The 23,293-nt window shown below is 25.5% G+C and carries 19 protein-coding genes; 10 read left to right on the forward strand and 9 right to left on the reverse strand.

All coding sequences use genetic code 11. The features are described 5' to 3' along the window. Nucleotides 1-70: 70 nt before the first annotated feature. Entirely contained in the window at nucleotides 71-733 is a 663-nt protein-coding gene (locus HF862_RS09150) for a Crp/Fnr family transcriptional regulator (RefSeq protein WP_170187565.1), read from the reverse strand. A 114-nt stretch (nucleotides 734-847) separates the two neighbouring features. On the opposite strand from HF862_RS09150, the gene hcp reads away from it, so the two are divergent. From hcp to HF862_RS09180, 6 genes are all read left to right on the forward strand, one after another. Next, the gene (gene hcp, locus HF862_RS09155) at nucleotides 848-2,527 is read left to right on the forward strand and encodes a hydroxylamine reductase (protein ID WP_170187566.1); all 1,680 of its coding nucleotides are present in this window, start codon (nucleotides 848-850) and stop codon (nucleotides 2,525-2,527) included. 151 nt (nucleotides 2,528-2,678) lie between these two features. Beyond that, nucleotides 2,679-2,861, forward strand: a complete 183-nt coding sequence (locus tag HF862_RS09160) for a hypothetical protein (protein WP_170187567.1) — start codon at nucleotides 2,679-2,681, stop codon at nucleotides 2,859-2,861. A gap of 67 nt (nucleotides 2,862-2,928) precedes the next feature. Next, nucleotides 2,929-3,285, forward strand: coding sequence for a RidA family protein (locus tag HF862_RS09165; protein WP_170187568.1), 357 nt, complete (start codon nucleotides 2,929-2,931; stop codon nucleotides 3,283-3,285). A 92-nt stretch (nucleotides 3,286-3,377) separates the two neighbouring features. Continuing rightward, nucleotides 3,378-4,112: a peptidoglycan editing factor PgeF gene (gene pgeF / locus HF862_RS09170; RefSeq protein ID WP_170187569.1), complete on the forward strand. Its 735-nt coding sequence runs from the start codon at nucleotides 3,378-3,380 to the stop codon at nucleotides 4,110-4,112. Nucleotides 4,113-4,330: 218 nt separating this feature from the next. Then, nucleotides 4,331-5,398, forward strand: coding sequence for a ribosome small subunit-dependent GTPase A (gene rsgA, locus HF862_RS09175; RefSeq protein WP_170187570.1), 1,068 nt, complete (start codon nucleotides 4,331-4,333; stop codon nucleotides 5,396-5,398). Nucleotide 5,399: 1 nt separating this feature from the next. Further along, nucleotides 5,400-6,047, forward strand: coding sequence for a GNAT family N-acetyltransferase (locus HF862_RS09180; protein ID WP_170187571.1), 648 nt, complete (start codon nucleotides 5,400-5,402; stop codon nucleotides 6,045-6,047). Between the two features lie 112 nt (nucleotides 6,048-6,159). Here the strand turns inward: HF862_RS09180 and HF862_RS09185 are convergent, their stop codons facing one another. The 8 genes from HF862_RS09185 to HF862_RS09215 form a co-directional block, all read right to left on the reverse strand. Then, complete coding sequence (locus tag HF862_RS09185) at nucleotides 6,160-6,819, reverse strand: 3-oxoacid CoA-transferase subunit B (protein WP_170187572.1); 660 nt, start codon at nucleotides 6,817-6,819, stop codon at nucleotides 6,160-6,162. A gap of 2 nt (nucleotides 6,820-6,821) precedes the next feature. Beyond that, complete coding sequence (locus HF862_RS09190) at nucleotides 6,822-7,541, reverse strand: CoA transferase subunit A (RefSeq protein WP_170187573.1); 720 nt, start codon at nucleotides 7,539-7,541, stop codon at nucleotides 6,822-6,824. A 33-nt stretch (nucleotides 7,542-7,574) separates the two neighbouring features. Further along, nucleotides 7,575-8,369 carry an enoyl-CoA hydratase/isomerase family protein gene (locus HF862_RS09195; RefSeq protein WP_170187574.1) on the reverse strand — a complete coding sequence of 265 codons (795 nt, stop codon included), beginning with the start codon at nucleotides 8,367-8,369 and terminating at the stop codon, nucleotides 7,575-7,577. 307 nt (nucleotides 8,370-8,676) lie between these two features. Then, on the reverse strand, nucleotides 8,677-10,008 hold the full coding sequence (locus HF862_RS09200; protein ID WP_170187575.1) for an MATE family efflux transporter: 1,332 nt from the start codon (nucleotides 10,006-10,008) through the stop codon (nucleotides 8,677-8,679). A 165-nt stretch (nucleotides 10,009-10,173) separates the two neighbouring features. Further along, the gene (locus HF862_RS10070; RefSeq protein ID WP_240934811.1) at nucleotides 10,174-10,965 is read right to left on the reverse strand and encodes a hypothetical protein; all 792 of its coding nucleotides are present in this window, start codon (nucleotides 10,963-10,965) and stop codon (nucleotides 10,174-10,176) included. Nucleotides 10,966-11,232: 267 nt separating this feature from the next. After that, on the reverse strand, nucleotides 11,233-12,435 hold the full coding sequence (locus tag HF862_RS10075) for a transglycosylase domain-containing protein (protein WP_240934812.1): 1,203 nt from the start codon (nucleotides 12,433-12,435) through the stop codon (nucleotides 11,233-11,235). Next, nucleotides 12,435-17,297 carry an alpha-2-macroglobulin gene (locus HF862_RS09210; RefSeq protein WP_170187576.1) on the reverse strand — a complete coding sequence of 1,621 codons (4,863 nt, stop codon included), beginning with the start codon at nucleotides 17,295-17,297 and terminating at the stop codon, nucleotides 12,435-12,437. The genes HF862_RS10075 and HF862_RS09210 overlap by 1 nt, the downstream gene beginning before the upstream one ends. Nucleotides 17,298-17,413: 116 nt before the next feature. Further along, nucleotides 17,414-18,826 (reverse strand): carbon starvation protein A, encoded by a 1,413-nt coding sequence (locus tag HF862_RS09215; protein ID WP_170187577.1) that lies wholly within the window; start codon nucleotides 18,824-18,826, stop codon nucleotides 17,414-17,416. 179 nt (nucleotides 18,827-19,005) lie between these two features. Between HF862_RS09215 and HF862_RS09220 the strand changes: the two genes are divergently transcribed. From HF862_RS09220 to HF862_RS09235, 4 genes are all read left to right on the forward strand, one after another. Beyond that, on the forward strand, nucleotides 19,006-20,658 hold the full coding sequence (locus HF862_RS09220) for a LytS/YhcK type 5TM receptor domain-containing protein (RefSeq protein WP_170187578.1): 1,653 nt from the start codon (nucleotides 19,006-19,008) through the stop codon (nucleotides 20,656-20,658). A gap of 9 nt (nucleotides 20,659-20,667) precedes the next feature. Beyond that, complete coding sequence (locus tag HF862_RS09225) at nucleotides 20,668-21,396, forward strand: LytTR family DNA-binding domain-containing protein (protein WP_170187579.1); 729 nt, start codon at nucleotides 20,668-20,670, stop codon at nucleotides 21,394-21,396. A 63-nt stretch (nucleotides 21,397-21,459) separates the two neighbouring features. Continuing rightward, nucleotides 21,460-21,900: an S-layer homology domain-containing protein gene (locus tag HF862_RS09230; protein WP_170187580.1), complete on the forward strand. Its 441-nt coding sequence runs from the start codon at nucleotides 21,460-21,462 to the stop codon at nucleotides 21,898-21,900. Between the two features lie 31 nt (nucleotides 21,901-21,931). Beyond that, complete coding sequence (locus HF862_RS09235; RefSeq protein ID WP_170187581.1) at nucleotides 21,932-23,272, forward strand: glucose-6-phosphate isomerase; 1,341 nt, start codon at nucleotides 21,932-21,934, stop codon at nucleotides 23,270-23,272. Nucleotides 23,273-23,293 lie beyond the last annotated feature (21 nt).

The following is a 23,293-nucleotide window of genomic DNA, read 5'->3' on the forward strand; positions in this document are numbered from 1 at the left end:
TGTGGTGACTATATTATACAAAAAAGAGAGCTGAGTAAAACATTTTTTTTAAAATGTTACTCAGCTTTTTTTATTTATGTAAAATAAAATTATTTTTTTTATAATCAATGATTCCATCTTTTTTCATAGAACTAAGTTCTCTTGAAAGAGCACTTCTTTCAACTGAGAGATAATCAGCTAACTCTTGTCTATCAAAAGGTATATCAAAATTATTTGAATTTTTTTTAAGAGCCATAGTAGAGAGATAAGATAATATTTTTTCTCTTATAGATTTTTTTGTAATATGTTCTATTTTTTCTGTAAGTAAAATATTTTTCTTAAGGGAAATTGCAAAAATATTTGATAGAAATTTATTTATTTCAATATCTATACAAGTTGAATTTAAAGAAAAATTAGAAAAATCTAAAAATAAAATTGTAGTTTCACAAGAAGTTTCTACAGCAATATTTAGGGGTAAAGATTTTGAAATAGCAAAAACTTCTCCAAAAATATTTCCTTTGACAAATTTATTTAAAATATTTCTATTTCCCCAATAATCTTCTTTTATAATATTTATTTCACCTGATAAAATAATTCCAATTTTATCAATAGGTTTTCCAATTTCAAAAACAAAATTATTTTTTGAGAATTTTTTTTCATAACCATTAAAAAATTTTAAAACTTTTAATATTTCTTCATCATTTAGATTAAAAAAGAGAGGTAATCTTTTTAAAAATTCTATTTTTTCTTTCATATATCCTCCTAATAAATTTTTTTAAAAATATTATATCATAAATAAATGTTGCTTGTGCAACATACTAGAATAGATATAAAGATTATAATATAAAAAAAGTTAGAGGAGGAGTAGATGGAAAATAAAATGTTTTGTTATCAATGCCAAGAAACAGCTGGATGTAAAGGTTGTACAATGATAGGAGTTTGTGGAAAGAAACCTGAAACGGCAAATCTTCAAGACTTATTAATATATACAGTAAAAGGTGTGGCAATTTTTAGTTCAATAGTTAGAAAAAAAGGAAATGGACAAGAATTATTAGAAAAAATAGTAAATAGATATTTAATAAATTCTTTATTTATAACTATTACTAATGCTAATTTTGATGATGTAGCTATTATTGAAGAGATAAAAAAAGGAATAAAATTAAGAGAAGAATTAAAAAAATTATTATCTGATGAAGAAATTGAAAGTGTAAAAAAATATGGAGAGGAAATTTTAAATTGGAATTTAGAAACAACTTCTGAAATATTAGAGTATTCTAAAAGAAAAGAGGTTGGAGTTTTAAGAACAGAAAATGAAGATATAAAATCTTTGAGAGAACTTTTAACTTATGGATTAAAAGGTATGGGAGCTTATGCTGAACATGCTATGAATTTAGGAAAAGTAAATGAGGAAATCTTTTCGTTTATAGAAAGAGCTTTATTAGCAACTATAGATGATAATTTAACAGTAGAAGAATTAATAAATCTTGTATTAGAATGTGGAAATTATGGAGTAAAAGTAATGGCTCTATTAGATGAAGCAAATACTTCTACTTTTGGAAATCCTCAAATAACAAAAGTTAATATAGGAGTTGGAAATAAACCTGGAATACTTATTAGTGGACATGACTTAAATGATTTAAGACAATTATTGGAACAAAGTAAAGATAGTGGTGTAGATATATATACTCACTCAGAAATGTTACCAGGACATTATTATCCAGAATTAAAAAAATATTCTCATCTTGTTGGAAATTATGGAAATGCTTGGTGGAAACAAAAAGAGGAATTTGAAAAATTCAACGGACCAATAGTATTTACAACAAACTGTATTGTACCACCAACACAAAATTCTTCATATGTTGGTAAAGTATTTACAACAAATGCTGCTGGATATCCAGGATGGAAGAAAATAAAAGAAGATGAAAATGGGGTAAAAGATTTTTCAGAAGTAATAGAGTTAGCAAAAAAATCTTTACCACCAACAGAAATAGAAACAGGAGAAATTATTGGAGGATTTGCTCATAATCAAGTATTGGCTTTAGCCGATAAAGTTGTAGAAGCTATAAAATCTGGAGCTATAAAGAAATTTGTAGTAATGGCTGGTTGTGATGGAAGAATGAAATCGAGAGATTATTATACGGAATTTGCTAAAGCTTTACCGAAAGATACAGTTATTTTAACAGCTGGTTGTGCTAAATATAAATATAATAAATTAGATTTAGGAGATATTGAGGGAATTCCAAGAGTTTTAGATGCTGGACAATGTAATGATTCTTATTCACTAGCAGTAATAGCTTTAAAATTAAAAGAAGTTTTTGGATTAGAAGATATAAATCAATTACCTATTGTATATAATATTGCTTGGTATGAACAAAAGGCAGTAATAGTATTATTAGCTTTATTATACTTAGGTGTAAAAAATATTCATTTAGGACCAACATTACCAGCATTTTTATCACCAAATATTATAAAAGTTTTAGTTGAGAATTTTGGAATTGGTGGAATCACAACAGTAGAAGAGGATATGAAAAAATTTTTTGAGAACTAATAAAAAATAGAAGGCTAGAATTTCTAGTCTTCTTTTATTTTGACTTTATTTTAACAAAAATTTTTTGTAAAATAAAACAAATCTCTTTATTTATTTTAGAGAATAATGTATACTTATTAGTGAGTAAAAAAATTTTTAGGAGGAAATTCCTATGAAAAATAATATAAAAAAAATTATTTTTTTAACAGTATTGATGATGATGTTTATTAGTTGTACTTCAATGAGGGCTGGAGCAGGAGCTGGTGTAAATGTAGGCCTTACTTTTGATAAAAAACAACCAGTAAAGGTAACTCCATATGTAGGAGTAGGAGCTGGAATTTTTAAATTTTTCTAATAAAATATTATTGACAATTTTTATTAAATATTATAAAGTAAAAGAAAAACTTAGGAGGAAAAAGATTATGATAAAAAGATATAATGTTGGAAAAAGATTAAGTGAAGCAGTTATTTATAATGGTGTAGCTTATCTTTGTGGACAATGTTGTTTTGAAGAAAATGAAGGGAAAAAAGATGTTCAAACTCAAACAAGAGAGGCTTTAGCAAATATTGAAAGAGTTTTAAAGGATATTGGTTCTGATAAAACAAAAATTCTTATGGCTACTATTTATTTAAAGGATATTAGCTATTTTGATGAGATGAATGAAGTTTGGGATAATTGGGTAGAACCAGGATTTGCTCCAGCTAGAGCTTGTGTAGAAGCAGCACTTGCTGAAAAAGAATTATTAGTAGAGATAGTTGTAACAGCAGCAGTAGAATAATAAAAAATAAATGGAAGTCTAAGAGATTAGACTTCTTTTTTTATTTTTTGAAAAATGTTATAATAAATTAAAATATATTTAAGGAGAAAAATATGTTTAAAGATAAAGGAAAATATTTTCAGATAGAAGAATTTGAAAAATATGGAGTAAATGGTATTTTTACAACAAGAGAAATAGGAGATGTAAAAAATTTTTTAGGCAATACAGAAGAAAATAAAAAAAATTTATTTGAAAAATTTGGAATTAAAGATAAAATAGTAGTTTTTGCAAAACAAAGTCATACAGATAAAGTAATAGATATAACAGAAAATATAAAAGATTATTTTTATGAAAATGTAGATGGGTTTATTACAAAAAGAAAAGATATAATTCTTATAACAAAACATGCTGATTGTTTACCAATATATTTTTGTGATACTAAAAATTTTGTAATTGGAGTATGTCATTCTGGTTGGAAGGGAACTTTTCAAGAGATTGGAATAAGAATTTTAGAACTTATGGAAAAAAATTATAATTCTAAAAGAGAAGATATTTTAGTAGGAGTTGGAATAGGAATAACTTGTGAAAATTATGAAGTAGGAGAAGAATTTTATGAAAGCTTTAAAAATAAATTTTCAGAAGATTTAGTAAATAAAACTTTTATAAAAATAAATGAAAAATGGCATTTTGATAATCTTTTTTTTAATATAGAAAATCTTATGAAAAATGGAATATTAAAAGAAAATTTAATTTATTGTGAAGAATGTACTTATGGAAATAAAAGATTTCACTCTTTTAGAAGAGATAAATCTAAAGATAGAAATATAGGGATGATATATTTTAAATAAGTTTTTTAGTTTATTATATAAAAGATATTTAAAGAATAGAAAAATTTTAATAAATAATATAATCAAATTATAAAAATATTATGAAGGGAGTTGATGAATTATGTTAAAGAATAAAGGTGTATTAGAGAGTGTAATAAAAAAGGAGGTGGAAAATAATTAAAAAAATAAAACCTCCTTATTATAACAAAGTAAAATAATTGAAAATTTAGGAGGAAAAATTGAATAAATTACAAGATTATGGTGTAAAAGAAAATTATATTATAGAAGCTAAAAGTTTTCCAGAATTTGAACTAGGTAGGGTAATTGCACAATATAAAGGGATATATAAAATTAGTTTAGAGAATGGGGAAAAATTAGCAGAGTTATCTGGAAAATTAAGATATGAGATAGATGATAGTTTAAAATTACCCCTAGTAGGAGACTATGTTTTAGTCTCTAAAAATCAAGGGAATGTTGTCATTAATAAAATTTTATCAAGAAAAAGTATATTTTTTCGTTCTTCAAATGAGAAAAAAGATGATAAACAAGGGATAGTAGCAAATATAGATACAGTATTTATATGTATGTCCCTAAATGAAAACTATAATTTAAACAGATTAGAGAGATATTTATCAATAGCTTGGGATAGTGGTGCAATTCCTGTAATAGTTTTAACTAAATCTGATTTATGTGAAAATATTCAAGAAAAAATACAAGAGGTAGAATCAATTTCAGCTTTTTCTGATATTATATTAACAACCAATAAAGAAAATAATAAAGAAAAATTTAAAAAATTTCTAATTAAAAATCAAACAGTTGCTTTTATAGGTTCTTCAGGAGTTGGAAAAACCACTTTGATTAATGAATTAATTGGAGAAGAAATTTTATTAACTCAAGAAATAGGAAAGAATCATAAAGGAAAACATACAACTACTAATAGAGAGATGGTAATAAGTTTATATGGTGGAGTTATCATTGATACTCCAGGAATGAGAGAAATAGGAATAAAAGATATAAATTTAGATAAATACTATGATGATATAGAAGAATTGATAAAAAGATGTCGTTTTTCAGATTGTACTCATACTAATGAACCAGGGTGTCAAGTAAGAAAAGCTATTGAATTAGGAATTTTAGATGAGAGAAGAGTTGAAAATTATTTTAAAATAAAAAGAGAAAATTCCTATGATGGACTAAAAGGAAAAGAGTTGGAAAAACAAAAATTAGACCATATGTTTAAAGAAGTTGGGGGAATGAAAAAAGTTAGAAATTTTATCAAAGATAAACAAAAGAGAAGAGGTTATTAGTATGAATATAGTTATAAGAAAAGAAGAAGAAAAAGATTATAGAAGAGTAGAGGAAATAGCAAGAGAAGCATTTTGGAATTTATATTTTCCAGGAGCCAAAGAACATGTTGTAGTAAATAAAATTCGTAAATCTCAAGATTTCATAAAAGATTTAACTTATGTGATAGAAGTAGATAATCAAGTAGAAGGAGGAATTTTTTATTCTAACTCAAAAATTATAGGAAAAAATCAAGAAGAATATGAAGTTATATCTTTTGGACCTGTATTTATATCTCCAAAATTTCATAGACAAGGTTTAGGAAGAAAGTTGATAAGTTATACTATTGAAAAAGCAAAAGAAATGGAATATAGAGCAATTATAATTCTGGGATATCCTTATCACTATGAAACATATGGATTTTTAGGAGGAAAAAAATATAATATTTATATGGAAGATGGAAAATTTTATAAAGGATTATTGGTATTACCACTTTATAAAGATGCTTTAAAAAACATATCAGGTTATCCAGAATTTTCTAAAGATTTAGAAGTTACAGAAGAAGAAATGGAAAAATTTGATAAAAATTTTCCATATAAAGAGAAAAAGTTTCAAGAAAGCCAAAAAGAATTTGAAAAAGCTTGTGTAGAATTGGATGAAAGAAAATATTAAAATTTTTTAAGAAAAAGATATTTTAAAATTATTAAGATAAATTTCTATATTAAAATAGAGATGTTGCAAAATTACAACATCTCTATTTTTTATTTTTCTTATAATTTATTATCTATTCCATAACTCCAATTTCATCAGGAACTATAACTTTAGCTTCAGTACAAGCTAGAATATCTTCAACAGTATATCCATGAGCTAACTCTCTAAGAACTAATCCTTCTGGTGTAACTTGGAAGTAACATTTTTCAGTTACAATATCAGTTACACAATTTTTTCCTGTTAATGGTAATGTACATTTTTTTAAAATTTTTGAAGAACCATTTTTTTCACAATGTTCTGTAGCAACAATTATACGTTTTACACCAGAGCATAAATCCATTGCTCCACCCATACCAGGAACTAATTTTCCAGGAATTGTCCAGTTAGCTATATTTCCCTCTTGGTCAACTTGAAGTGTTCCAAGAACAGCTATATCAATATGTCCACCACGAATAAAACCAAATCCTGTAGTATGGTCATAAATACTTCCACCTGGGATTACAGAAGCGGGCATACCACCAGCATCAATAATATCTATATCAGCTTCATCCCAATTAGGAGAAGGACCACTACCTACAGTACCAATTTCAGCTTCAAGCCATATATCAACACCTTTAGGTAGATAGTTAACACACATTAAAGGAACTCCAATTCCTAAATTTACAAAATCTCCATCTTTAAAAAATTTAGCACAACGAGAAGCAATTAATGAACGTCCTTTTAATTCAGCCATAATTATTTACCTCCTTCTTGAGCTTTTTGTTTTAGTTTTTGCCAATAAGGACATACATGTCTAGTATTACCTTCTCTTACATAAACCATATCAACTAAAGGAGCAGGTATATCAATTTCATTAGGTCCTAATTCTCCAAATTCGACTAATTTTTCAGCCTCAACAATAACAATATCACCAGCAAAAGCCATTTCTGTACTAATAGCTCTTGAGTTCATTCTGAAAGAAATATTTCCAGCAGTATCAGCTTTAGTAGCTTTTATTAAAGTGATATCAGCTCTTAAAGGTAATTCTAATAAATATTCTTTACCATTGATTTCTAATTTTTGTTTTCCTTTTTCAACTTCTGTTCCAAGTCCTGTAGGAGTCAAACATCCTCCTAACCCGAAACCACCACAACGAATTCTTTCAGAAAAAGTTCCTTGAGGACTAAATTCTATATCTAATTCACCAGCAAACATTTGGTCTCTAGCTATTGGGTTAAATCCAATATGAGTTGTAATAAGACTTTTAACACGTTTAGCATTTATTAATTTTCCAACTCCAAGGTCTGGCATTCCTCCAGAAACAGCAATAGCATGTATATCTTTAACACCTTTTTCTAACATTCCCTCTATTATATCATCAGCTGCAAATTCCCCATGCCAATCTCCAAACATTATAGTTTGCCCATCATGAAATTTTTTTAAAATTTCTTCCATTGAAAATATTTTCGATAACACTTTCTATCCCACCTTTCTTTTTATAAGATTTGATTATTTTCCTTTAAAGACAGCTTTTCTTTTTTCCATAAATGCTTTACATCCTTCTTGGAAATCCATTGAAGCAGCACATTCTCTTTGAGTAGGAATTTCTGTTTCATCAAGCCATTTTTTATAATCAGAATAACTAGCATCATAAATTTGTTTTTTAATATTTTTATAAGAAATAAGTGGACCAGAAGCTAGTTTTTTGGCAAATTTCAGAGTGACTTCTTCTAATTCTTCTACAGTTGTAACTTTGTAAGCTAAACCAAGTTCTTTAGCTTCAGTTGCTGATAGAGGTCTTCCTGTAGCTGCTAACTCCATTGTACGAGAAGTACCAATCGCTTTAGATAATAAGTAAGTAACCCCTGTATCAGGAACAAGTCCTAAATTAACAAAAGCTAATATAAATTTTGCATCTTCAGCACAAATCATAAAATCTCCACCAAGAGCAAGACTAACTCCAGCTCCAGCAGCAGCTCCAGATACAGATGTAATTACCATTTTACTCATTTTTTTCATTCCATCAGCTACAACGCCAACTTTAGCAATTAATCCATCCATATTTACTTCTCCTCCAGCTTGGATTAATTTATAAAAATATCCAATATCTCCACCAGCAGAAAAAGCTTTTCCAGCACTTTTTATAACAAGAACTTTTACATTAGGGTCTTTTTCAGCTATATCAACAACATACATTAATTCATCAGCCATTTGTTCATCAATTGCATTAAGATTTTTTAAATAATTCATTGTAACTATTCCAATACCGTCTTCTACAGTATAAATTAGTTTTTGTAATTCCATAATAGACCTCCATTTTACAATATTCTAAAAATTATAATTTTATTATTAATAGATTCTAAAAAATATGTTCATTGGAATCACCTGAAAATTTATAAAATATAACACGTTTAATTTTTTATAATTTTGACTATTTTTTCTTATAAAAAGTTTTAAAAAAAAGTTTTATGATTTAAAAAAGTTTGAAAATATCAAAAAATAACCAAATAAAAAAAGAAACTATTATATTTTTGTTTGATAAAAATAAATAAATTTTTATAATTTAAAATATTTTTATGGAATGAATTTTAATAGTTTCTTTAAAAAATTATTATTTTTTTAAAATAATTTTTACATATAAAAAATGAGAAGTTATTGCTGATAAAAATTCAGTTATCCAGAAAGAATGCCAAACTCCAAGAGCTTCCATAAAACTACTTAATATAAAAGCTATTGGAATTATTAAGAAAACATATCTAAGAAGAGAGATTATAAGTGATGGACCACCCATTCCAATTCCCTCTAAAGCTCCAGAAGAAATTATAGAAATAGATGATACAATAAATCCTATACTTATTATTTTTAAAGCTAGAATACCAGCTAAAATAGTATTGTTATTTGTAGTGAACATTCCTATAAGAGATTTAGGAATAGTCCAACATAAAATAGTTCCAATAATCATAATTAAAATTGTAAAATATAGAGAAAAATTATATATTTTCTTAACTCTTTCATATTCTTTAGCTCCATAGTTAAATCCAATTAAAGGACGCATTCCTTGAACTATACCATTAGCTGGAAGATAAAGAAAACTTTGTAATTTATAATAAGCTCCCAAAACTACCACATAAATTTGTGAGTAAGTAGCCAAGATACCATTTAATACAGAAATTAAAAGAGATGGTAAAGCTATATTAAGTCCAGCAGGAATACCAATAGAATATAGTTTTATATATGTTTTATCATTAAGAACTAAATATTTTGGTTTAATTTTTATATGAATAGAAGTTGTATAATAAAAAATTATATATAAAATAAGACTAAATGTTTGTCCTATACCAGTAGCAAGAGCAGCTCCTTCAATTCCCATTTTTGGAAAAATTCCCCATCCAAATATCATTATAGGGTCTAAAATAATATTTGCTATACAACCACTCAACATACAAATCATAGTAATTAACATTTTTCCCATTGATTGAAAAATTTTTTCAAAAGTCATTCCAAGACTGATTATTAAAGAAAAACTAAAAATAATATTAGAATATCTAATTCCAAGATTAATAGTTTCAGAATCAGAAGTAAACATTTTTAAAAAAGATGGTATAATTAAAATACAAATAATTGTCAATAAAATTCCATGTATTCCATTGAAAAATAAACCTTGTGTAGCTCCAATATTAGCTTTTTTCTCTTCTTTAGCCCCTAAATGATAAGCTATAATAGCATTTACTCCAATAGCAAATCCTATTGTAATAGCATTTACAAGATTTTGAATGGGAAAAACTAAAGATAAAGCTGTCATAGCATTTTCACTAATTTTGGCTACAAAATAACTATCTACAATATTATAAAGAGAAGCCATCATCATAGAAAACATCATAGGAAGTGACATAGAGAGAATTAATGGAAGAATAGCTTTTTCTTTCATAAAATTTTGATTCATAGAAATCTCCTTTAAAATTTTTAATAAAAAAACCACAGAATTATTAAAAAAATAACTCTGTGGCGAAAAGTATTTTCATACCTAAAATCCACAATCCATCTTAAAAAAACGGTTTAATCAATTAGAATAATAACACAAAGAATTTTACTTGTCAATATTGAAGAATTATTTTTTGATAACTTCAAAATTAACTTTTTCAATTTCTCCATTTTCACTAATGATTACAATTTGATGTTTTCCCACTTTTACTTTAAATCTTTTTTCTCTTGAATTGTCCAACCCAATATAATTTTTATCAAAATACCAATAAATTTTTTGATTTTTTATATTAGCAATTTTTATAATTAATTCTTTTTCTCCGTCAAAATCTTTTGGAATAGTGATTTTTAAATTTTCATTAGGATAAATAAATTTTATAGATTTCTTTTCAATTTTAGAATTAAAGATTTTTGAAGTATCAATATTTTCTCTTATAAAATAATTTATAACTTCAATAGGATAATTAAGTATTATTTTTTCTTTTCTAAAAATAAAATCTTCATCACGGGAGTCAATCTCCTCCCCTTTATCATTAATAAAGATTTTTTTGTAATATGGAGATGTTTTTAGTGGTTTAGCCTCTCTAGGAAAATCCACTATTTTATATGGTAAATTATATTTTAATCTATACCCTGTTTCATTATCTATTTTTATTTTGATTAAATCTTTTTCAGGGATTTTAAAATTTTCTTGATTATTAGGTAAAAATTTAAAAATATCAAAAAGTAAATTACCAGCACTAAAAACTCCTGTTAGATTAGGATTAGTCTCCCCTGTAAAATTTCCAACCCAAACTACAACAGTCCAATTAGGATTTACTCCAGCTGCCCAACCATCTCTTTTTCCGTAACTTGTACCTGTTTTCCAAGAGATTGGATATTTGGACTTATATATATTTTGTAATCCAGGTCTTTCCAAATTTTTAATAGTTTTTAAAGTGAGATAAGAAGCCCCAGAAGTTAATAATTGTCTTCCTTTTTCCTTTTTTTCATTTTGTAAATATTTTAAATTTTTAAAATTTCCGTAATTACCTAGCCCACAATAGAGAGTAGCAATATCTTCAACAGATAACTCTTTAGTTCCTAAAATAAGAGATAATCCATAACGGGAATAATCATTATCTTGAAAACCTAATACATCTTTTAAAAAATAGAAAAATTTATCTTCACCATATTCTTTTAAAAGTTATACAAAAGGTGTATTTAAAGATTTTATAAGAGCATCTTGAATTTCAATTATTCCATAATATTTTTTATTAGCATTTTGAGGACTAAAATTTGAAAAATATATAGGAATATCAGGAACTTTTGATTGAGGGACAATTAATCCTTCATCAATAGCTTTTCCATATAAAAAAGGTTTTAATACAGAGCCAGGAGACCTTTTTGCAACAACTCCATCAACTTGACCATTGTTTTCAAAATCATAAAAATCTTGAGAACCAATATATCCTTTAACTTCATAAGTATTATTATCTACAACTAAAACAGAAAGATTTTTTATCCCTTGAGTTTTTAAAAATTCAGAGTAATCTTTTGTAGTTTTTTCTAATTTTTGTTGTAATTCAGTATTTATAGTTGAATGAATAATAATGTTTTTATTATTATCAATAACTCTCCTTACAAGATGAGGAGCTAAATTTTTAAAATTATATCTTTTATTTGGGATTGGTTCTCTAAAAGATAATTTATATTGAGTTTCATTTATATAATTTTTCTCATATAATTTTTTTAATAAAAAATTTCTTTTTTCTACAAGTTTATTTCTATTTTTTTCTATATTCATAAGACTTGGAGAATTTGGAAGTACAGCTAAAAGAGAGCTTTCAGCCCAAGTCAATTCTTCAGGTTTCTTTTGAAAATAAAGATGAGAAGCAGTTTTATATCCTACAATATTTCCTCCATATGGAGCATTGTTGAGATACATAAGTAAAATTTCATCTTTTGAGAAATTATTTTCAATTTTAAAAGATTGAATAATCTCAATATATTTATTTAGATAACTTCTTTTTTTAGGATTTGAAATTTTAGCTACTTGCATAGTTATTGTACTAGCCCCATTTCTTTTTTTATAAATGATATTATTTTTTAAAGACCTAATTATTGCTAAAAAATCAACTCCATTGTGAGAATAAAAATTTTTATCCTCAAAATTTAAAACAGAAATTTTTAATTTTTCTGGAATATTTTCTGTGCTTTTAAGATGCCATTGTTCATCATTGTTAAGATATACCCCAATAATTTCATCTTTATCATCAAGGACAGATACACTATATCTGTCCTCAAAAATATTATTTAGATTAGCAACATCATAATTTATATAAATTATTGTGGATATACCAATAACGATTAGAGAAAAAATTCCAAATAATTTATAGATTTTTTTCATTATTTAACCTCAACAGTAAATCCTTTTAAGTATCCTTTGTAATTTTCATTATTTATAGCTTCCACAGTAGTTCCAGGGAAAGTAAATTTACCTAAAGAAGTAACATTAACTTTTATAAAGAAAGAATTTTCTCTTTCACTATAAAAATCAAAGAACCAAAGAACTCTATCATCTCTAATATCTTCATATTCAAAAGTAGTATCTCCTTTTAAAATATTAATCCATTGAGGAAGAGGTATATTAGTTGCTCTTAGATTTTCAATTTCCCAACCTGTAGGCAATATTTGAGTAAGAACAACATCATCTACATATACAGAAGATTTTATATCTGTTGGTAAAACTTTTATTTGTAACCAGAAACTATCTCCAGAAGTAAGAATATTTGGATTTATTTCCTGTCCTTTTTCATCAAAATATTTTCTTTCTAATTTTATATTTTTAGAAATATCTTCCATTTGATAATTTACAGGAATTCCTTCCCAATAATGATTAATAAATATCTTATCACTTAGAGATTTAACTTTTATATTTGTAATATCACTAGGAATATTATACTTAAATATTCCATTTTCTGTAGTAAATTCAATATCTTTATTATTAATAGAGATTAGACCTTTTACTTCGTCAGTTTTTTCTTTTCCAGATATTTTAGCAATAGTCATTAAAGAATATCCAATACTTTCAGTAGATAACCATTTATTAGATTGTAATTCTCCTAAAATTTTGTTATAAAGATTTTTATCAATCTCATTATAGATATCATAATAAGCTTTAAGAACTATACTCATATCTTTTATATAAGAACTATTAGACTCAAAATATTCTCTAGCATCTTTTGGCTTTATATCTCTATTAAGATTTAAACTCATTTCTTTTGCTAAATTATCTTCCCCTATCAATTTATAAGCATTTGCTAAATACCATTTACTTCTGATATCTAATTCATTACTATTTTGAAAATAATTTTCATATATAAGATTCATTTCACTAATTTCAGGAGAGTCTGCAAGAGCTAAAAGATATAGTGAATATACTTTCCAATCTAGAGGTAAAGAGTCATAACTTTTAACAGATTTTTTAGTGAAATCTAACCATCTATTATACATTTGTTCAGGAATATAATATCCTTTTGATTTAGCTTCTATTAAAAAATGTCCAATATAATTTGTAAGCCATAAATCAGTTTTTCCTCCAATCCAATAAGAGAAAGAGCCATCATATAATTGATAATGTACAAGTTTTGTTATACCACTATTTATATTTTTAACAACTTCTTTTTTATCATATTCTCCTTTTATAGTTAGAGAATCTAAATATAATTGAGAGAATAAATTAGAAGTTATCTGTTCAGCCCAACCATAAGGATATCTTGTCAAATAATTTATTCTTTCATTAAGAGCAAATATTGGAGAATTAGAAATTATTATAAATTTATTTACACTTCCTTTTATTGCTTCTTTTGGTTCTGCAAATGTAATCTCTTTATCTTTTGATAATTCCTCTACATCATTTATATAAATATATGGAGAATCTGAATTAACATTTATATTTATCTCTTCTTCATAATTATAAACCTTAGAAGAAACAGAAATTTTTATATTTTTATTTCCAATTTCATTACCAATATTTTCTTTAAAGAATATTTTTTTATTTTCTTTGTTTTGTAAAGTTATAATTTCTTTTTGAGTTTTTCCATCCATTGTAAATTTAACTTCAACATTACCAATATTTTCTTCAAGCCCAAATATAGTTATAGGAATTGTAATTTCATCTCCAACTTTTAAAGTACGAGGAAGAGAGGTTTCAATAACAATAGGAGCTTTAACAATTATTTCTTTATCAATAGAACCATATTTATCTTCACTAGCACCAACAACCATTACTTTTACAGCTCCCATATAATTAGGCATTACAAAGTCTACACTTCCTTCTCCATTTTCATCAGTAGATAATACACCTTTATAAAGAGCTAGAGGTTTAAATCTTTGAACATCTTCAAGTCCAAGATTTTTATCTCTTTTACTAGCAAGAACCCCAGCCATTTCATTTACAAATCCATCTCCACCAGTTTGTAATACTTGATGAATTTCTCCCTTAGTTTTTTCTATTATTTCAGAATAATTATCATAGAAAGAAAGTAGTTGAGCTTCTTTTTGATAAAAGAAATTCCAAGGATTAGGTGTTTGGAAATTAGTAATATTTAAAATACCTTCATCTACTATAGCTATTGTATAATTCATTGGAATTTTTTCTTGATTTTTTACTTTTATAGTAAATTTTTCATTAGGTTTTAATTCTTCAGGTGCTTCAATAGAAATATTAAGTTTTGTTTTATTATTTTCTACTATGATAGGAACAGCTCCATAAAGTCTAAGTGGTCTATCATTATCTTTGTTGTAATCTTGGAAAAGAGAAATAGCAACATAAGAGTTTGGGAACATGTCCTCAGTAATCTCTAATTCAAACTCATTTTTTAAAGAGTCTATATCTTTCCAAATTCTTTTTATAATTTTTCCAGATTTTTCTACAGTAATAAGAGCTTTAGATTTTTCAGTTCCTTCAAAGATAATTTTTGCTTTATCTCCAATAGTATATAATTTTTTATCACTTTCCATTTTTAATTTATCTATTTTTTTATTTGTATTGGAGTTTTGCCAAGTGTCAGCATATAGATTTAAACCTACAGTTTGCTTAGTTTCTAAATCTTCAACTTCTACAAAAATTTCTCCACTACCTTCAATAGGATAATCTATTAGATAAGGTTTATCTTCTGATAGAAATTCTTTTTCATATAAAAGTACAGTATTTTTATCAGTTTTTATTGATTTCACAAAAGAGTAATAGCTACCATAATCCCACCACCAAGAATATTCATTTTTATATATTCTATACACAAGTTTTTTGTTAGGAAGATATTCTTCTCCATCTTTAGATACAGCTATTACTTGAAGATTTAATTTATCTCCATTTTTTATAAATGTGTCTTTAGGTATTTCCACTCCAATATAAGAATCAAATTTATTTAATGTAATAGAATCTTTAGAAATTACAGGTTTTCCATTAGTTTCCATTACTCTAGTAGTTATTATTCCTACTAAATTTTTATTTTTAGGATTTAAATTCTTTAGATTAAATTTTACATTTCCAATTCCTTTTTCATCTAATTTTCCTTCAAAGAAATCTCCATAATAAAAATCATAAGAAGTAGGGTTATCAAATGTAAAGTTTCTAAATTTTTCAAAATTGATATTTTCTTCCCTTATTTGAATATCACTAGTAAACTTCAAATTATTAGCTACAGCTCCAAATAAATATTTAGAAGATAGTGAAAATTCTAGATTTTCTTCATTTTTTATATCTAATTCTTTAGGTATTTTTGTTTCTACTTTTATTTTATTAGGAGTAATAGTTTCAACAGGAATTTCTCTTATAAAACTTTCATCTCCAATTAAAGCTTCAATTCTATAAATTCCTGTTTCTCCATCTAAATTAGTTTTAAAATTATAAGTATAGAATCCATTTTTTCCATTATTTATACTATGATTTTCAATTAGCTTTTTACCTCTAGGAGAGTATACATTCATTATAATAGGATGATTTTCAGGAAAAGTTTTATCAGTATTTCTAGCAATAATAGAAAGATTGATTTCATCACCAGGTCTATATATACCTCTATCAGGATACATAAAAACCTTTATACCTGTAGTAGTATAAACTCCCTCTACAGCAAATCCATCAAAAGATAGACTAGAATCTTTAAATTTTAATATAGAAATTTGATTATTATTTTCAACTATAATGTAAAAAGCTTTTTCATTATTAGGGAAAGTATAATCTCCATTTTCGTTAGTTACTCCCTCATATAATATTTGATTATTTTCAGATATAACTTTTATTTTAGCATTTTTTATAATAGAATTTGTTAATAAATTTACAACATTAATAATAGTATTTTCTCTATCTTTTTGAGCTATTATACCTATATCAGACAATAATAGAGCTTTTCCAATATTTCCATTGTTATAAATTAAATTATTTTTTTTATATTCAGGAGTATTTTCAGGGAAAGTATAATCTATTCCATCTTTATCAAAAGAAAGTTCAAGTATAAAAATTCCTTTATTATTTATAAGGTTAGATAACTCAATCTCACTTTGAGTCCAGATATTTTTCTTATAATCAATATCAAATTCTTTTTCAAATATAGAATCTCCTACTTTATAAAATTCACTTTGAGTTCTCCAATCTAAAACACTACCATTTCCCTCAAATATAAAATCTTGTAAAAATTGAGTAAGATTATTTTCATATACTTTTTTTACTTGAACTTTTACTTTTTTTACATTGATAGATTTAAAAGAAATTTTTTGATTATTTGTACTAGGTAAAATTATCCCATCATTAGAAAAGACAATTTTAGGTTCTAACTCTTTAAAATTGATAGATTTTTCTATATTTTCTTTTAAGGTTTTGTGAGTTATAGAATTTATCTCTTTTAATATTTTTATTGTATAGGTATCTTTTAGATTAAAATCTCCAATAATTATAAGTTTATTTTTATCTTTTAAAACTTTGTGAGAAACTTCTGGAGAAATTTTTATATAAGCAGAAAAATCTTTGTTTTCTTCAAGATTTTCAGAAAATTCTATATTTATTCTTGATTTTTCTCCAGAAACAGTAATGACATCATTTATTTTAAGATAAGATTCATTTATTTGGTTTTCTGTTTTATCAGAAATTTTTTCAACAGTAGTTTCAATTTTAGTGGAAGTATTTTCTGGAATGTTATTTTTTTCAGATTCTTTTTCCTTACCACAGCCAAACATAAAAATAAGAATTAAAATATATAATAATTTTTTCATTTATGTCCTCCTTTAATAAAAGATTCTTAATAATTTAATACCATATTTATTAAAAATAAGCAAATAAAAAATGGGACTCATATAAAGTCCCATTTTAAAAATTTTTATTTTAAAATTTATTTATTAACTGCTTCTTTATAAATAGGTAAGAATTTTTTGATAAAAGCAATTATAGAAATAGCAGCTACAATTAATCCAGCAGTATTTCCTATAGATTCAGCCATTCTAAATCCTTCAGGAGCTATTAAAATATAAGAAGTAACCACTACAGTCATAAATGTAGCTGGAATAGCAGCCATCCAGAAGAATTTACCTCTTTTAGCAAGATAAGCAGCTCCAGCCCATAGAGCTATTGTTGCTAAAGTTTGGTTAGACCAACTGAAATATCTCCACAAAATATTGAAATCTATGAAACATAAAGCAATACCAATAACAAATAGAGGAATAGCAACAACAAATCTATTTAGAATAGGACCTTGTTTATAATTAATAGCATCAGCTATTGTTAATCTAGCACTTCTGAAAGCTGTATCTCCTGAAGTTATAGGACAAGCAACAACTCCCAATAAAGCTAAAGCTCCTCCAACTTTTCCTAAAACAGTAGCTGAAATTTTATTAACTACAACAGCAGCTCCACCTTTAGATAAAGCAACTCCTAGACCTTCTGTTCCACCAAAGAAAGACATAGCAGCAGCAGCCCAAATTAAAGCCACTATACCTTCAGCAATCATAGCTCCATAGAATACTTTTCTTCCTTGAGTTTCATTTCCTAAACATCTAGCCATCATAGGAGATTGAGTGGCATGGAATCCTGAAATTGCTCCACAAGCTATTGAAATACATAAATAAGGGAATACTGATTGTCCTTTTGGATGATAATTTCTTAAAGCTAATTCAGGAATATCATATCCTTGAATTATAATACCGAATCCAATACCAACAGCCATTATAAGTAAAGCTACACCAAATATAGGATAAATTTTACCAATAACTTTATCTATTGGTAATACAGTAGCGATTAGGTAATAAATAATTATAATTCCTATTAGGATTAATTTATCTATTCCTGTTAAATCATTTAATATAGCAGCAGGACTTGTTACAAAAACAACTCCAACAAGAACTAATAAAACAACAGAGAATACTCTCATTAATTGTTTAGCTCCATTACCTAAGTTTTCTCCAACTAACTCAGCAACACTAGCTCCATCTCTTCTTAAAGACATCATACCAATTAAATAATCATGAACAGCTCCAGCAAAAATACATCCGAAAACTATCCAGATAAATGCTGCTGGACCCCACATAGCTCCAGCAACAGCTCCAAATATAGGACCAGTACCAGCAATATTTAAGAATTGAATTAAGAAAGTTTTTTTAATATCCATTTCAACATAGTCAACACCATCTTCTAATCTTTTAGCTGGTGTTAAAGAATTTGAATCAGGAGCAAATACTTTTTCAACAAACTTACCATAAATAAAATAACCTACAATCAAAGCAATTACAGAAACTACAAAACTTACCATAGACTAGACCTCCTAAAAAATATATTTTTTCTATATTAATTGTACTATTTTTTTAATAAAAAATAGTATTTTCATACTTAATATGTGTTTTTTTGTGCTTGAAATGTATTTTATTGAGTGTGAAATGTACTTATAATATTTATTAATATATGATAAAATATTTTTGAGGTGATAAAATCATGTTTAACTTAGTTAGTGCTCTTTTAAATAATTTAGGTCATATAATAGTTATTGCTTTCTTTTTTACTAGAATGAAAAACTCTAGAAATATTTTTGTAAAAGAAAAATATAATTTAAAGGATATTTTATTATTATCTTTATTTTTTGGTGGATTAGCTATTATAGGAACTTATTCAGGAATAGATTATAAAGGTTCTATAGCTAATACAAGAAATATAGGAGTCATTGTAGGAGGACTTTTAGTTTCTCCTTATGTAGGTATTTTATCTGGAATAATATCAGGATTACATAGATATTTTTTATTATCAGGACAATTTACAGCTATTCCTTGTACAATTTCTACAATTGTAGGAGGATTTTTTGTAGCTTATCTTTCAAAATATACAAATGAAAAAAATAAATATTTATTTGGATTCTTAGCAGGATTTTTAATAGAAAATTTAAGTATGCTTTTAATAGTTTTAATGGGAGAGGATAGAAATCTTGCTATTGAAATAGTTTATAATATCTATATACCAATGATATTAGCAAATGCTTTAGGTGTACCTATTGTTATATTAATTATAGAAAGTATAATAGAAGAAAAAGAAATTATAGCAGGAAAACAAGCAAAATTATCACTTAAAATAGCTGAGAAAACTTTACCATATTTTTCAAATGGAGGATCATTAGATGAAGTTTGTAAAATTATAATGGAGTCTTTAGAAGCTAAAGCAGTAGTTTTAACTAATGAAAAGTTTATTATAGGTAAATATTATTATAGTGATGAATATAGATTAAATCATATTGAAATAAAAAGTGAGGCTACAAAAGAGGTTATTAAAACAGGAAAAATTTTTATAACTAATAATAAATTAGATAAAACTACCTTTGAATGTGTTGATGGAAATATAAAATCATATATTATAGTTCCATTGTATAAAGAAAAATATGTATCTGGTACTTTAAAAATATATTTTGATAAATTAAGTGAGATAACTGAGAGTAAAAAAATTCTCATTATAGGATTAGCTCAATTAATTTCTACTCAATTAGAACTTACAAAAATTGAAAATTTTAAGGCTATGGCAAGAGAAGCTAATATAAAAATGTTACAAACTCAAATAAATCCACATTTTTTATTCAATGCATTGAATACTATAACTTCTTTTATTAGGATAAATCCAGAAAAAGCGAGAGATATTATAATAAATTTATCTACTATATTAAGATTTAATCTTGAAAATTTTAATAAATTGGTTACTATTGATAGAGAATTAGAACAAGTAAAAGCGTATGTTAATATAGAACAAGCACGTTTTACTAATAAGATAAAAGTAAATTATAAAATAGAAGATGGTATAGGAGATTTTCAAATACCAAGTCTTATTATTCAACCTTTAGTAGAAAATAGTATAAAACATGGAATATTACCAAGAAGAGAGGGAGGAATAGTAGATATTATTATTAATAAAAGAAATGAAAAACATTTATTAATTGAAATAAAAGATAATGGAGTTGGAATATCTCAAGAAGTAATAAATTCTTTAGAAAATGAAGAAGAAAAAAGTATAGGATTAAGAAATGTTCATAGAAGATTAAAACTTCTTTATGGAAGAGGACTTAATATAAAAAAATTAAAAGAAGGGACATCTATAATTTTTGAAATATAAGGAGAAAATATGTTAAATTATATAATTGTAGAAGATGAATATCCAGCAAGAGAAGAATTAAAATATTTTATAAATCTTTATAAAGAATTTTCTTTAGAGAGTGAATTTGATAATCCTATAGATGCTCTTAAATTTTTAGAAAATACTAAAGTTGATATAGCATTTTTAGATATTAATATGCCTGGAATAGATGGAATAAATTTAGGAAAAATTATTCATAAATTAAATCCTAGTATGAAAATAATATTTATTACTGCCTATAGAGAATATGGCGTAGAAGCTTTTGACATAAAAGCTTTTGATTATATTTTAAAACCTTATTCAGAAGAAAGAATAAAGAAAACTTTAGAAGAATTATTAAAAGATAATCAAAAAGAGAAAAATAAAGTTTTAAAAAATGAATTAATAAATAAATTAGCTGTTTCAGAAGAGGGAAAAATAATTATTTTATCTTTAGAAGATATTTATTATATAGAAGCTGATGAAAAGGAGTGTTTAGTTCATACTAAAAATAAAATTTATACCACTAAACAAAAAATTTCAAAATTAGAAGAGGTATTGTCAAATAAAAAATTTTTTAAAAGTCATAGAGCTTACTTAGTAAATATAGATAAAATAAGAGAACTTGAAGCTTGGTTTAGTGGAGGATATTTAATAAAACTTGAAGATGTTCCTAATAAAATTCCTTTAAGTAGAAATAGAATAAAAGCATTTAAAGAGATGTTTATTTTAAAATAATTTTTATTAGAACTATTATTGATAATAGAATAATCTTGTGTTATACTAAGAGAAGGAGGAAATATGAAATTAAAATTATTAGGAAGCCTTTTTATTTTTTCAACAATAATATATGGAGAAGTTGCATTTAAAGATGTTCCTAAAGAACATTGGGCATATAAATCTATCAATAATTTAGTAAATAATCAAATTATAGATGAAAAAGATGTAAATTTTAATGGAAATGCACCTTTAACAAGATACCAATTTGCTTATGAATTATCAAAATTATTTAATAAGCTAGATATGGAAAAAATAGATAAAAAAGAAATAGAAGTTTTAAGAGGAATAGTAACAAATTTTTCTGCTGAACTTAATAAAATAGGATTTGATTACAAAGAATTTGAGGAAAAATTATCTCAAACAAGTGAAGATATAGATACTTTAAAGAAAATGGTTGAAATCAATAATATAAAAATAAAAAATCTTGAAGATAGATTAAAAAGTTTAGAAAAGAAAAGATAAAATTATAAATTTAAAATAGGAGTGATGTATAATGACTAAACTAAAATTGGATTTATCAAAAGTTTCAAGTTTTGTGTCTGAAGAAGAAATTTTAGGAATGGAAACAGAAGTTAATGAAGCTGAAAAAGTTCTTATGGGAGGGACAGGAAAAGGAAATGACTTTTTAGGTTGGATAACTCTTCCTACAGACTATGATAAGGATGAGTTTGAAAGAATAAAAAAAGCTGCTGAAAAAATAAAAAATAATTCAGAAGTTTTAGTTGTTATAGGAATTGGAGGTTCTTATTTAGGAGCAAGAGCAACGATAGATTTTTTATCTCATACTTTCTATAATAAAGTAACTAAGGGACATCCAGAAATATATTTTGCTGGAAACAGTATTTCTGGAACTTATTTAGCTCATTTAATAGAAACTATAGGAGATAGAGATTTTTCAGTAAATGTAATTTCTAAATCAGGAACAACAACAGAGCCAGCTATTGCTTTTAGAATTTTTAAAGAAATGTTAGAGAAAAAATATGGAATAGAAGGAGCTAGAGAAAGAATATTTGCTACAACAGATTCAGCAAAAGGAGCTCTAAAAAAATTAGCTACAGAAGAGGGATATGAAACATTTACAATTCCAGACAATGTTGGAGGAAGATTTTCTGTTTTAACTCCAGTTGGATTACTACCAATAGCAGCAGCTGGAATTAATATAGATGATTTAATGGCTGGGGCAAGAGAAGCTCAAAATGATTATACAGCTCCCTATAAAGAAAATGATTGTTATAAATATGCAGCAACTAGAAATTTATTATTAAGAAAAGGAAAATCAATAGAACTTTTAATAAATTATGAACCTAAATTACACTATGTTGCTGAATGGTGGAAACAATTATACGGAGAATCAGAAGGAAAAGATGGAAAAGGATTATTCCCAGCATCAGTAGATTTAAGTACTGATTTACACTCTATGGGACAATATATCCAAGATGGTCAAAGAACATTATTTGAAACTCTTATTGATATAGAAGAAAAAGAAACAGATGTAGTAATTCCATTTGATAAAGATGATTTAGATGGACTTAACTATATAGCAGGAAAAGGAATGAATTTTGTTAATGAAAAAGCTATGTTAGGAACTCAACTAGCTCATGTTGATGGTGGAGTACCTAATATAAGAGTATGTATGCCTAAAGTAGATGCTTTCAGTTTAGGATATTTATTCTATTTCTTTGAAAAAGCTTGTGGAATCAGTGGATATTTATTAGAAGTAAATCCATTTGACCAACCAGGTGTAGAAGCTTATAAGAAAAATATGTTTGCATTATTAGGTAAAAAAGGATATGAAAAAGAAGCTGAAGCTTTAAATAAAAGATTAGCTAAATAAATATAAAAGCTAAAAAGTAGG

This window comes from Fusobacterium sp. FSA-380-WT-3A (genome assembly GCF_012843705.1).
GTDB lineage: Bacteria > Fusobacteriota > Fusobacteriia > Fusobacteriales > Fusobacteriaceae > Fusobacterium_B.